Annotated in this window: 10 protein-coding genes; 4 read left to right on the top strand and 6 right to left on the bottom strand. The window is 65.8% G+C overall.

Annotated features, from left to right (window positions below):
* Positions 1 to 9 precede the first annotated feature (9 nt).
* From hydA to B9C43_RS40300, 3 genes are read right to left on the bottom strand one after another with little or no spacing between them, the layout of a single operon-like run.
* On the bottom strand, positions 10 to 1,404 hold the full coding sequence (gene hydA / locus B9C43_RS40290) for a dihydropyrimidinase (RefSeq protein WP_084432680.1): 1,395 nt from the start codon (positions 1,402 to 1,404) through the stop codon (positions 10 to 12).
* Positions 1,404 to 2,246 carry a nitrilase-related carbon-nitrogen hydrolase gene (locus tag B9C43_RS40295; RefSeq protein ID WP_200825909.1) on the bottom strand — a complete coding sequence of 281 codons (843 nt, stop codon included), beginning with the start codon at positions 2,244 to 2,246 and terminating at the stop codon, positions 1,404 to 1,406. The genes hydA and B9C43_RS40295 overlap by 1 nt, the downstream gene beginning before the upstream one ends.
* Positions 2,197 to 3,750, bottom strand: a complete 1,554-nt coding sequence (locus B9C43_RS40300; RefSeq protein WP_084432684.1) for an NCS1 family nucleobase:cation symporter-1 — start codon at positions 3,748 to 3,750, stop codon at positions 2,197 to 2,199. Before B9C43_RS40300 ends, B9C43_RS40295 begins: the two co-directional genes overlap by 50 nt.
* Before the next feature lie 275 nt (positions 3,751 to 4,025).
* Between B9C43_RS40300 and B9C43_RS40305 the strand changes: the two genes are divergently transcribed.
* On the top strand, positions 4,026 to 5,483 hold the full coding sequence (locus tag B9C43_RS40305) for a S1 family peptidase (protein WP_084432686.1): 1,458 nt from the start codon (positions 4,026 to 4,028) through the stop codon (positions 5,481 to 5,483).
* A gap of 476 nt (positions 5,484 to 5,959) precedes the next feature.
* Here B9C43_RS40305 and B9C43_RS40310 read toward each other — a convergent pair whose 3' ends face one another.
* Both B9C43_RS40310 and B9C43_RS40315 read right to left on the bottom strand, forming a co-directional pair.
* Positions 5,960 to 6,328 (bottom strand): SSI family serine proteinase inhibitor, encoded by a 369-nt coding sequence (locus B9C43_RS40310; protein ID WP_160097032.1) that lies wholly within the window; start codon positions 6,326 to 6,328, stop codon positions 5,960 to 5,962.
* 74 nt (positions 6,329 to 6,402) lie between these two features.
* A complete protein-coding gene (locus B9C43_RS40315; protein ID WP_084432802.1) occupies positions 6,403 to 8,028 on the bottom strand; it encodes a PucR family transcriptional regulator in 1,626 nt (541 codons plus the stop codon).
* Positions 8,029 to 8,150: 122 nt separating this feature from the next.
* Between B9C43_RS40315 and B9C43_RS40320 the strand changes: the two genes are divergently transcribed.
* From B9C43_RS40320 to B9C43_RS40330, 3 genes are read left to right on the top strand one after another with little or no spacing between them, the layout of a single operon-like run.
* Positions 8,151 to 9,455 carry an aspartate aminotransferase family protein gene (locus B9C43_RS40320; protein ID WP_084432801.1) on the top strand — a complete coding sequence of 435 codons (1,305 nt, stop codon included), beginning with the start codon at positions 8,151 to 8,153 and terminating at the stop codon, positions 9,453 to 9,455.
* Positions 9,452 to 10,948 (top strand): CoA-acylating methylmalonate-semialdehyde dehydrogenase, encoded by a 1,497-nt coding sequence (locus B9C43_RS40325; protein ID WP_084432690.1) that lies wholly within the window; start codon positions 9,452 to 9,454, stop codon positions 10,946 to 10,948. Before B9C43_RS40320 ends, B9C43_RS40325 begins: the two co-directional genes overlap by 4 nt.
* A gap of 3 nt (positions 10,949 to 10,951) precedes the next feature.
* Positions 10,952 to 11,266 (top strand): EthD domain-containing protein, encoded by a 315-nt coding sequence (locus tag B9C43_RS40330; RefSeq protein ID WP_084432692.1) that lies wholly within the window; start codon positions 10,952 to 10,954, stop codon positions 11,264 to 11,266.
* Here B9C43_RS40330 and B9C43_RS40335 read toward each other — a convergent pair.
* Positions 11,263 to 12,384, bottom strand: coding sequence for a M50 family metallopeptidase (locus B9C43_RS40335; RefSeq protein ID WP_084432694.1), 1,122 nt, complete (start codon positions 12,382 to 12,384; stop codon positions 11,263 to 11,265). The two genes, B9C43_RS40330 and B9C43_RS40335, sit on opposite strands and share 4 nt — an antisense overlap.
* Between the last annotated feature and the right edge of the window lie 3 nt (positions 12,385 to 12,387).

Below are 12,387 nucleotides of genomic sequence, written 5' to 3' on the forward strand. Positions count from 1 at the left end.
TCCAGGCTCCTAGTTCAGGTACTGGCACAGCTCACGGGACAGGAACCGGCCGTGCCCGGCCGAGCCGTGGAAAGCGTTGCCCTCCACGACGACCCGGCCACGTGACAGCACAGTGTCCACTTTGCCAGTGATCCGCATGCCTTCGTACGCCGAATAGTCCACGTTCATGTGGTGGGTCTCGGCCGAAAGGGTCTGCGTCGCCGCCGGGTCGTACACCACGATGTCCGCGTCGGACCCTGGGGAAATGGTGCCCTTGCGCGGGTAGAGCCCGAACATCCGGGCCGGCGTGGTCGACGTGATCTCGACCCATCGGGCCAGCGAGATCTCCCCGGCGACCACCCCTTGGTGCAACAGGTCCATCCGGTGCTCCACCCCGGGGATCCCGTTGGGGATCTTGGAGAAGTCACCCCGGCCGAGCTCCTTCTGCTCGTTGAAGCAGAACGGGCAGTGATCCGTCGACACCACCGAGAGGTCGTTGGTGCGCAGGCCGTTCCACAGCGAGGCCTGGTGCTCCTTGGGCCGCAGCGGGGGAGAGGCCACGTACTTCGAGCCTTCGAAGTCCGGCTTGGCCAGGTCCTCAATGGACAGGTACAGGTACTGCGGGCACGTCTCGGCGAAGACGTTCTGGCCCGTGTTGCGCGCACCGGCCACAGCCGCAAGCGCTTCCGCGGCCGAGAGGTGCACGATGTACAGCGGGGAACCGGTCACCTTCGCCAGCGTGATGGCCCGTGACGTCGCCTCGCCCTCCAGCGCCGAGGGACGCGTCAGTCCATGCTGGACCGGGTCGGTCCGGCCTTCCTGCAACGCCTGTGCGACCAGTTCGTCGATCGCGATGCCGTTCTCGGCGTGCATCATGATCAGACCGCCGATGTCGGCAGCGCGTTGCATCGCGCGCAGGATCTCGCCGTCGGTCGCGTAGAACACGCCCGGGTAGGCCATGAACATCTTGAAGCTGTTCACGCCCTGGTCGATGCACGTCTGCATCTCTTTCAAGGACGTGTCGTTCACGTCCGAGACGATCATGTGGAAGCCGTAGTCGATGGCGCAGTTGCCGTCGGCCTTGCTGTGCCACTTGTCCAGAGTGGACTGAAGCGTGGTTCCCTTCGCCTGCACGGCGAAGTCGATGATCGTGGTCGTACCACCCCACGCGGCGGCGGTGGTACCGGTCTCGAACGTGTCATTGGAGTGCGTTCCGCCGAACGGCATCTCCATGTGCGTGTGTCCGTCGATGCCGCCCGGCAGCACGTATTTGCCGCCTGCGTCGATTACTTTGTCCGCGTCCGAGGACAACACTGCTATTCCTGGAGCGGAGAGCGCGGCGATGGTCTCGCCGTCGACCAGGACGTCCGCCTTGACCGCGCCGGTCGAGCTGAGCACGGTCCCGCCTGTGATCAGAATGCGCATCAGGGCTTCACCAGACCCTCGTAGGTGTCCGGCCTGCGGTCACGGTAGAACTGCCAGAGGTTGCGGACCTCGGCGAGCTTGTCCATGTCCAGGTCACGGACGACCACTTCTTCCTCGGTGTCGGACGCCGCGTCGCCGACAAGCTGCCCACGCGGGTCGACAAAGTACGACTGCCCGTAGAAGTCGTTGTCACCCAGGGGTTCCACGCCGACTCGGTTGATCGTGCCGACGTAGTACTCGTTCGCGACCGCGGCAGCGGGCTGCTCGAGCCGCCACAAGTACTCCGACAGGCCGCGGCTGGTGGCCGACGGGTTGAACACGATCTGCGCACCCGCCAGGCCCAAGGCCCGCCAGCCCTCGGGGAAGTGGCGTTCGTAGCAGATGTACACGCCGATCCGGCCGACCGCGGTGTCGAACACCGGGTAGCCGAGGTTGCCGGGCCGGAAGTAGAACTTCTCCCAGAAGCCCTTCACCTGCGGGATGTGGTTCTTGCGGTGCATGCCCAGGTACTTGCCGTCGGCGTCGATCACCGCGGCGGTGTTGAAGTAGACCCCGGGCTGCTCCTCCTCGTACATCGGTACGACGAGCACGACTCCGTGCGTCTTGGCGACCTCCTGCATCAGCTTGGTAGTCGGCCCGTCCGGGATCCGCTCGGTGTAGGAGTAGTAGTCCGCGTCCTGCACTTGACAGAAGTACGGCCCGTAGAACAGCTCCTGCAGGCAGACCACCTGCGCGCCCTGGGAGGCCGCGGACGCGATGTGGTCGACCGCGTTGGCGATCATCGACTCCTTGTCACCCGTCCACCGCTGCTGGATCAATCCGGCTCGTACGATCTGCGGCACTGGCTTCCTCCTCGGTCTTCTTGGCATTGATGGAAAGCAGTAGGTACGCCACATAGCCGACGACAGCGCCGATCACCCAGCTGTAGTCGTAAAGCGGCTTCAGGAAAGGAATCAGGCCGTCCTCGGGGAACGGTCCGCCGTACGCGCCACCGACCGCGAGCACGCCGGCGAGCACGGTCGCGAAGACCGCTTTCCAGTTCCAGCCCGCGTTGAACCAGTAGGCGCCTTCGCCGTCCTTGTACAGGTCGGCCAGCTTCAACCGGGTCTTGCTGATGGTCCAATAGCCCGCGACGAACACACCCGCGATCGCGGCGAGCAGGCCGCCATAGAAGCCCAGCCAGGCGAAGATGTAGATGCTCGGGTCGGAGATCAGCCGCCACGGCTGGATCAGGATGCCGATCACGCCGGTGATCAGGCCACCCATCGCGAACGTGATCCGTTTCGGGAACGCGTTGGAGAAGTCGTACGACGGACTGACCACATTGGCCGCCAGGTTCGCCGACACGGTTGCCAGCACCAGCGCGACCAACGCGACGATCACCAGGATCGGGCTGTCGAACCGGCTGGCCAGCTTCGCCGGGTCCCAGATCGCCTCGCCGTAGAGCGAAACCGCGCCCGACGTGGTCAGGATGGCCACGATCGCGATGAACGACATGGTCGTCGGCAGGCCGAGGATCTGCCCGGTCACCTGCTTTTTCTGGCTGCCGCCGAACCGGGTGAAGTCCGGCATGTTCAGCGACAGCGTCGACCAGAACGCGATCATGCCCATCAGCGCGGGCGCGAACACCTGCCAGAAGTCGGCGCCCCAGCCCAGTTTCGACGGCTCGGACAGGATCGGGCCGAAGCCGCCTGCCTTGATCACCACGTACGCCAGCAGGATCAGGAAACCGACCGACACCAGCGGCGCGGTCCAGTTCTCGAACCGGCGGATCGCCTCCATACCCCGCCAGATGATCAGCATCTGCACGACCCAGAACAGCCCGAAGCACAGCCACAGCGTCCACGGCTGGCCGCCGACCTGAGCGGCGTTGATCCAGCCGTCGCCGGCGAGTTTGCCGACGATGACGAACAGCGCCTCGCCACCGACCCACGTTTGAATACCGAACCACGCGCAGGCGATGAACGCACGCAATAACGCTGCGAGGTTGGCACCGCGCACGCCGTAGAAGGCGCGGGCGAAGACCGGGAACGGGATGCCGTACTTGGTGCCGGAGTGGCTGTTGAGCAGCATGGGGATCAGCACGATCAGGTTGCCCAGCGTGATCGTGAGGAACGCCTGCAACCAGTCCATGCCCAGCGCGATCAGCGAGGCGGCCAACGTGTAGCTGGGGATGTTGTGGGCCATGCCCATCCACAGCGCGAAGTAGTTGTAGGTGTTCCAGTGCCTGCCTTCGACCGGCACCGGCGCGAGCTCGGGGTTGTAGAAGCGGCTGCCTGCGATGGCCGATGAGTCGATCAGATCGACGCGGCCGTCGGGATGGGTCATCTGGGGCGATCCGGCCATAGGTCACTCCGCGTCATCGGTGCTCTGTGTCGTCGGTGATCTGGGCAAAGTCGTGGGTTATCCGGGCATCTCATCGCGGCCGGTGAGGCACACGGCAGAGTCACTGTGTTCACCGTTGAGCCACTCAATGCACAGTATGTAGCTTGCGGGCTGATCTTTCGACTGTTGCGCCATCAGCCACCCTTATGGGCATTTGGGTATCGGATGCCGCGATTTCCCTGGTTACGGTGGCGCCTGCCGTATCCCAAACCCTGCATCGCAAAGGAGATCACGGCATGTCGCACTACCCCCGTGCGTCCAGGACAGCGGTGGTAACAATCGCGTTTCTCGCGATTACGACCCTGTCATCCACCGCGGACGCCGCTCCGGTTCCGGTGACCCCGGCCCCGGACATCGCCCCTGAAATGTATGCAGCCCTGCAGCGGGACGTCGGGCTGACCCCCGACGCGGCCCGCGCCCGGCTCGCGGCTGACAAGCACGCGAGCGACACCGGAAACACCCTGCGCAAGCACATACCGGCAAGTTTTGGAGGCGCGTGGATCGACGCAGGCAAGCTCGTCGTCGGCGTAACCGACAGCAAGGCGCTGGAAGCGGTGCACGCGGCAGGCGGACAAGCGCGCCTGGTTTCCCGCACCGAAGGACACCTGGACGCCGTCAAGTCCAAACTGGACGCCAACTCCGCACTGGCACCCGCCACGGTGCCCGGCTGGTTCGTCGACCCGACGAGCAACAGCGTAGTGATCAAGTCCCGGCCGTCTGATTTCCGCGCCGCCTACCGCTTCGCTGCCGTGTCGGGCGCCGACATGTCGGCGATCCGCGTCGAGGCCAGCGAAGAATCACCCCAGCCCCTGATCGACGTGATCGGCGGAAACGCCTACTACATCGGCAGCGGAACGCGGTGTTCGATCGGCTTCTCGGTGAACGGCGGATTCGTCACCGCAGGACACTGCGGCCGAACCGGCGCGACCACAACCCAGCCCAGCGGAACCTTCCGCGGGTCCAGCTTCCCAGGCAACGACTACGCCTGGGTGCAGGTGGCGGCAGGCAACACACCCCGCGGCCTGGTGAACAACTACCAAGGTGGAACGGTGTCCGTCAGCGGCTCGCAAGACGCAGCCGTCGGCGCAACCGTCTGCCGCTCCGGCTCAACGACCGGCTGGCACTGCGGCACGATCCGTGCCCGGAATACGTCGGTCACCTACCCACAGGGAACGGTGTCCGGCCTGATCCAGACCAACGTATGCGCCGAACCCGGCGACTCCGGCGGCTCACTGCTGGCCGGAACGCAGGCACAAGGCGTGACCTCGGGCGGATCGGGCAACTGCAGGTCCGGCGGGACAACGTACTTCCAGCCGGTGAACGAGATCCTGCAGACCTACGGCCTGACCCTGGTCACCGGCGGTGGCGGACCCGGCCCCGGCACCTGCGAGAACCCGCAGAACACCTACAACGGATCACTCACGTCCAACCAGAGCGCGTACCAGCCGAACGGAGGTTCGTACACATCGAACGCTTCGGGTGCGCACATCGGTTGCCTGAACAGCCCGGCAGGCACAGACTTCGACCTGTACCTGGAGAAGCAAAGCGGTTCAACGTGGACAGTCGTGGCAAAGTCCGACAGCCCGCAGAACACCGAAACCATCAACTACAACGGCACAGCGGGGACATACCGGTACCGCGTGCACGCCTACAGCGGTTCCGGCACCTACACACTGGGTGTCTCGAAGCCATAGGTGAGTAAGTGAATGGCCCCTCACGCGCCCTGCACGTGAGGGGCCATTCCAAGCGGCGGGCCCACCTAAACACGCAGCTGGCTCGGCGAGCCTAGAGCACCCCACCGACAAAAAGTCGCGCCCGAACTAAGCACCCCCCGATGACCCAAAGTACCGAAGGGGTCTGACAAAGGTGCGCCGCAGCCGAAGCGAAGGCACTCAACCCAAGTGGAGGCGCGCCCGAAGAACAGTGAAGGCGCGCCCGGGCCCTAGTGAAGGCGCGCCCGGAGCACGAAGAGGCGCGCCCTGAGCAGTAGTCGGCGCGATTTTGTGTGGAGTGGCGCCGCAAATAAGCTTGTCGGCGGGGCAGGGCCGCAGGTCCTGCCCGCTTTCCCTGTCCTTTGCGGCGCAGAGGCTCCACACCAAATCGCGCCGACCCCGACACAGGGGCGCGCCGAAGGCGACCCAAGAGCGCGCCCTAGCCACCCAAAGTCCTCTTACCAGCGAAAAACGTCATTGCTCTCCGCAGCCGCCACACAGTGGTTGGCGTAAACGAACTCAAAATCAACCCGCTTACCCTTGTACCTGCCCTTAGCCCGAGCGGTAACCGGGTCGTAAATCATCGGGCAGTTCGTACCAACGGTCGCAGGCAGTTTGGTGAAGTCACCACCTACCTCGTCGATCGCCGCGCAGGCCCTTTCCCTGCGCGGGTGCGAGCCGGTGACGTTCTCCGGGTCGTCACACCCAAGGGTCCGTGTATCCGGAACGATCAAGGTGTGCTCGTCCTGCAGGGACAGCACCAGGGTCGGCAGCGCGGGCGCGGCGGACGCGGGCGCGAGTAGCAGTGCGGCTGCCAGCGCCGACACGCATGCACCGACAGCGATGGGTTTGAGGGAAGACTGCATACCCGATCTATCGGCCCGTCAAACCTCACGCTGTGTTACTCGTCTGGGTGATGTGCCTGCACATCCAGGGTCAGTAATGCCACATAGAGCGACAGCATCGATTCAGGGTCTTCCAGTGACACGCCGAGGACCTGCTCGATCCGGGAAAGCTGTTGGTAGTACGCGGTTCTGGACATGTGCGCTGCCGCTGCCGCCGCCGACTTGTTGCCGCCCTGTTCACAGTAGTGCCGCAGGGTCTCCACCAGGCGACTGCCGTGGCTGGCGTCGCGCGTCAGCAACGGGCCGAGCTCACGGTCGGTGAACGCCGTGACGCGTTCGTCGTTGGCCAGCAGATGGAGCAGGCCACGCAGCCGTACGTCGTCGAGCCGGTGATACAAGCGGTCCGAAGTGGACCGCAAGGCGGCGTCGGCAACATGGGCCGCTTCGACCATGGTCCGGCGGGCACCCGTGACCCGGTCGACGGTCGTACCGACGGCCACCACAACCGGCTGTGCGCGTTGCGTGGCCGCGGCGGCGTGGTGGACCTCTTTGGCCAGTTTGCGCAGAACGTTGGCGACTTCTGCTTGCGGCGGCAGGGAAAGCAACGCCCGTACGCTCGTGTCATCCACAACGCCGACCAACGCGGCCGTCTGCGCGCGCCGGGCCGCGAGAGCCGTGGCCTCGGCGAGGTCGCGCAATACCTCCTGAGTCGCCATAGCCGGCGCGGGGTTCACGCCAGTGCGCGGCCGTACGGCGACGCCGACGAGCCTGCGGTGTTCTAGCGGTACGCCAAGCGCGGCGGACCGTGCGTTGATGTCGGCGCCTGGGGTGGACAGCATCTCCGTCAGGAGCGTGCGGTGCGCGTGTCGTTCCAGGCCTTCCCGGTCGCGCGCGACCAACCGGTGTACGGCCAGTGCGGACGCGGCGCGTTCGGCTACCACGATGTGCCGGTGCGGCGGTGGCTCCGGGCACAACAGCACGAGTCTGCCCCAGTCATTGCCCCTCGCGCCGACGACGGTCACCAGCCAACCCACCTCAGGGTCGTAACTGGTCCGCTCGGTGAGTTGGACCGCGCGCGAGCGCCGTGCCCAGTCGCGCAGCAAATCGCCTGGGTTCCCGCCAGCTGTGTCATACGCGAGGACGTCATGGGAGAGCGTCTCGAGTACGACAGGCCGTCCGACCGTACGGGCAACCTCGCGTAGGACCTCGGCGGGTTCGGCGCCCGCGACGGTCAGCGCTGTGAACGTCTCATGCACCTGCTCGGCCGCGCGCAACTCGGCGACCTGGGCATCCACGATCAGCCCGACCACGGCCTCGGTCACGCTGACGAACCGCGTCTCCTCGGACAGCGTCACCAACGGCACGCCGCGGCGCTCCGCGGCGGCGACGAAGGCCTGCGGCAACTTGTCGCTCCAATGCCGCAGCAACTCGACCACGATGCCCGCGACACCGACTTCGGCCAGCTCGTCGACGTACTTGGTCAGGCCGTCCGGTTCGTCCGGTAGCGCGATTCCGGTGGTCAGCACGAGCTCGTCACCACGCAGCAGGTGCGCGATGTCGGCGACCTCGGCGACGTGCACCCAGCGCACGCGCCTGTCCAGCGCGCCATGAGCCGCCACAACACGCGGCTTGCCCTCCCTGATCGCGGGCAGGGCCAGTGCGTCGGCGACCGTCGGGTACACGAACACAATGTAAGGCTTCGACGCGGGTTCGGGTACAGGTTGTCCGTAGTGGTCTCGGGGCGGTTCCCAGCACACTCGACCACAGGAACCCGTGGATCCCGGAGGTTGCTGTGCCCGATTCAGTGCCCCAAGACGACCTGCTGCAACGACACCGTGCCGTCCTGCCGACCTGGCTGTCGCTGTACTACGCCGAACCGATCGAGATCGTCGGCGGTCAGGGGCGCCGGGTCACCGACTCCAACGGCCGGGAGTACCTGGACTTCTTCGCGGGCATCCTGACCAACGCGATCGGCTACGACATCGGCGAGATCAGCGACGCGATCCGGGCGCAGGTCGACTCGGGCGTCCTGCACACGTCCACGCTGTACCTGATCCGCAAGCAGGTCGAGCTGGCCGAGAAGATCGCCGAGGTGTCCGGGATCCCGGACGCGAAGGTCTTCTTCACCAACTCAGGTACCGAAGCCAACGAGACCGCGCTGCTGCTGGCGACCCAGTACCGCAAGAGCGACCAGGTCCTCGCGCTGCGCAACTCCTACCACGGCAGGACTTTCGCCGCGATGGGCATCACCGGCAACCGCGGCTGGTCGGCCAGTTCGCTGTCGCCGTTGAAGGTCAGTTACGTGCACGGCGGCTACCGGATGCGCGGCCCGTTCGCCGCGTACAACGACGCCGAGTACATCGCCGCGTGCGTCGAGGATTTGCGGGAGATCCTCGAAGTCACCACGGCGGGTGACGTGGCCTGCATGATCGCCGAGCCGATCCAGGGCGTCGGCGGCTTCAACGTCCCGCCGGACGGGCTGTTCGGCGAGATGAAGAAAGTACTGGACGAGTACGGGATCCTGTTCATCTCCGACGAGGTGCAGACCGGGTGGGGGCGCACCGGCGAGCACTTCTGGGGCATCCAGGCGCACGGTGTCGTACCGGACGCGATGACCTTCGCCAAGGGCCTGGGCAATGGCCTCGCGATCGGTGGCGTGGTCGCTCGGGGGGATCTGATGGACTGCCTGAAGGCGAACTCGATCTCCACGTTCGGCGGCAACCCGATCTCCACGGCAGGGGCGAAGGCCGCGCTGGATTACCTGCTGGACAAGGACTTGCAGGCCAACGCGGCCAAGCTGGGCAGCATGCTGATCAACGGGCTGCGTGACGTCTCGGCGGAGAACCCGGTGGTGGCCGATGTGCGCGGCAAGGGCCTGATGATCGGTCTGGAGCTGGTCGGCCCGGACGGTCGCTCGCCGAGCCCGGCCGCGGCCGCCCGGTTGCTGGAGGAGACCAAGGCGCGCGGGCTGCTGGTCGGCAAGGGCGGCCTGCACAACAACGTGGTCCGGCTGGCGCCGCCGCTGAGCCTGACCGAGGACGAGGCCGAGGAAGGCCTGGCCATCCTGAGCGAGTCGATCACCGTGGTGGACAAGGAGAACAAGGCGTGACGTCGAGGATCACCCACTGGATCAACGGCAAGCCATGGGACGGACCCGCTGAGAAGACCGGCGAGGTCTACGACCCGGCCACCGGCCAAGTCAGCGGGCACGTCGACTTCGCGTCGCAGTCCGAAGTAGACGCCGCGGTGGCAGCTGCGGCGGCGGCCTTCCCGGCGTGGCGCGATGCTTCGCTCGCAAAACGATCAAATGTGCTCTTCAAGTTCCGTGAACTTCTGGCGGCGCGGAAAAGCGAGCTCGCCGCGATCGTGACCGCGGAGCACGGCAAGGTGCTCGACGACGCGGCGGGTGAGGTGCAGCGGGCCCTTGAAGCCGTGGAGTTCGCTTGCGGCATCCCGCATCTGCTCAAGGGCGGTTTCAGCGAGAACGTCTCCACGAAGGTGGACGTGTACTCGATCCAGCAGCCGCTGGGCGTGGTCGCGGTGATCTCACCGTTCAATTTCCCGGCGATGGTGCCGTTGTGGTTCGTCCCCAACGCGATCGCTTGTGGCAACACGGTTGTGCTGAAGCCGTCGGAGAAGGACCCGTCGGCTTCGGTGTTCATCGCGGAGTTGTGGGCCGAAGCCGGATTGCCCGACGGCGTGCTGAATGTCGTGCACGGTGACAAGGTCGCCGTCGACGGTCTGCTGGAACATCGTTCGGTGAAGGCTGTTTCGTTTGTCGGGTCGACGCCTATCGCCCGGTATGTCTACGAAACCGGGACACGGCACGGCAAACGCGTGCAGGCCTTGGGTGGTGCCAAGAACCACATGGTCGTCCTGCCGGACGCGGACCTGGATCTGGCCGCGGACGCGGCGGTGTCCGCCGGGTTCGGTTCGGCGGGGGAGCGGTGCATGGCCATCTCGGTGGTCGTCGCGGTCGACCCGATCGGTGACGAACTGGTCGAGAAGATCGCCTCCCGGATGGCTTCGCTGCACATCGGTGACGGCAGGCGCACGGGGTGTGAAATGGGCCCGTTGGTGACTCGCGCGCACAGGGATCGCGTCGAGTCCTATGTGGAGGCGGGTGTGGCATCGGGGGCCACACTGGCCGTTGACGGGCGTGATCACCCGGTCGACGGGGCGGCCGAGGGCTTCTGGCTCGGGCCGACACTGTTCGACCGGGTGAACACAGACATGTCGATCTACACGGACGAGATCTTCGGCCCGGTGCTTTCGGTCGTGCGGTCGCCTTCGTATGACGAAGCACTGGAGTTGGTGAACAGCAACCCGTACGGCAACGGCACCGCGATCTTCACCAACGACGGCGGGGCAGCGCGGCGGTTCCAGAACGAGGTCGAGGTCGGCATGGTCGGCGTGAACGTGCCGATTCCGGTGCCGGTCGGGTACTACTCGTTCGGCGGGTGGAAGGATTCGCTGTTCGGCGACACGCATGCGTATGGCCCGCATGGGATCCACTTCTTCACGCGGTCCAAAGTGGTCACCAACCGGTGGCTCGACCCGTCACACGGCGGGGTCAACCTGGGGTTCCCGCGTAACGTGTAGGCCATGCTGAAGGTGATGGCGTTCCTGGTCCGAAAGCCCGGGCTCACGATGGACGAGTTCGTGGACCACTACGAAAACCACCACGTCCCGCTCATCGTGAGCCAGGGCCACGGGCTGCTTGGCTACAAACGCAATTACATCCGCGACGGTGCTGACGGGGTCGATGTGGTCAGCGAGTTCTACTTCGCGAACGAGGCTTCGTACCGATCGTGGGCCGCAGCCATGTACTCACCGGAAACCGGGGTGGCTGCCGATGAGGCGAACTTCCTCGACCGCTCGAAGACTCGGTCGTACGTGGTCGAGGAGCACACCAGTTAGGTCAAGCGGATCGGGTTGACGATGTCGGCGGTCACCGTCAGAGCGACGAACAGGCCGCCGATCGCCACAAGCGCCATGGTCACCGTGGCCAGGCGGTTGTAGTCGACCGGACCGAGAGCCGGGCGGCCACGTGCTTGGCGGATCCGGTCGCGGACCTTCTCGTACCACGTGACCGCGATGTGCCCGCCGTCCAGAGGCAGCAACGGCAGCAGGTTGAACACGCCGAGGAAGAAGTTCAAGCCCGCCAACAACATCACGAAGATCGACCACAGCCCAGCCTCGACCGCCTCGCCGCCGAGCCTGCTCGCGCCCACCACGCTCACTGGTGTGTTGGGGTCACGTTCGCCGCCGAACACCGCGTGCACCAGTGCGGGAACGCGTTGCGGCATCTCGATCAGGCGCTGGAATGTCTGGGCGAACATCTGCCCGGTGAACGCGGTCGAGGCGCCCACCGCGTCGACCGGACCGTACTGGAAGTTCGTCTGGATGCCGGCGCCGATCACGCCGATCTCGCCGACGCCCTCCCGGTACACCCTTGGAATGTCCACAGTGAACGTCAAGGTCTCCGAGCCGCGCTGTACCTCGACCGGAGTCGGACCGGACTGGGCCCGGACAACGGCCACCATCTCCTGCCAGGTGGTGGTTTGCTGACCGGCCACCGACAGGACCTGGTCGCCCGGTTGGATGCCCGCCGCCGCTGCCGCCCCACCCGCCGTGTCGCCAAGGACGGGCTTGCTGGCGGTGTTGGGCAGGCCCAAGGTCATCGCCATCACGTAGAGGATCAGGAACCCCAGGACGAAGTGCGTCAACGGCCCGGCCGCCATGACAGCGGTGCGCTGCCAGGTCTTGAAGTTCCACATCGGACGCTCGTCCTGGACCCGGTCGTCCAGGGTCGTCATGCCCGAGATGTCGCAGAAACCGCCGATCGGGACGGCCTTGAGACCGTACTCGATCCCCTTGCGCCGGAACGAGAACACCGTCGGCCCCATCCCGACGAAGAACCTGCGCACCTTCATCCCGAAGGCCCGCGCGGTCAACATGTGCCCGGCTTCGTGCAGCGCCAGCGAAAGACACACGCACACTGCGAACAGCACGATACCGGCGATGTAGGCGACCACCGG

The organism is Kibdelosporangium aridum (assembly GCF_900176515.1).
Taxonomy (GTDB): Bacteria; Actinomycetota; Actinomycetes; order Mycobacteriales; family Pseudonocardiaceae; genus Kibdelosporangium; species Kibdelosporangium aridum.

Bases quoted from the DNA above. Each gene is read 5' to 3' on its own strand.
- hydA (WP_084432680.1), bottom strand. From the start codon at position 1,404: ATGCGCATTCTGATCACAGGCGGGACCGTGCTCAGCTCGACCGGCGCG.
- B9C43_RS40305 (WP_084432686.1), top strand. From the start codon at position 4,026: ATGTCGCACTACCCCCGTGCGTCCAGGACAGCGGTGGTAACAATCGCG.
- B9C43_RS40300 (WP_084432684.1), bottom strand. From the start codon at position 3,750: ATGGCCGGATCGCCCCAGATGACCCATCCCGACGGCCGCGTCGATCTG.
- B9C43_RS40330 (WP_084432692.1), top strand. From the start codon at position 10,952: ATGCTGAAGGTGATGGCGTTCCTGGTCCGAAAGCCCGGGCTCACGATG.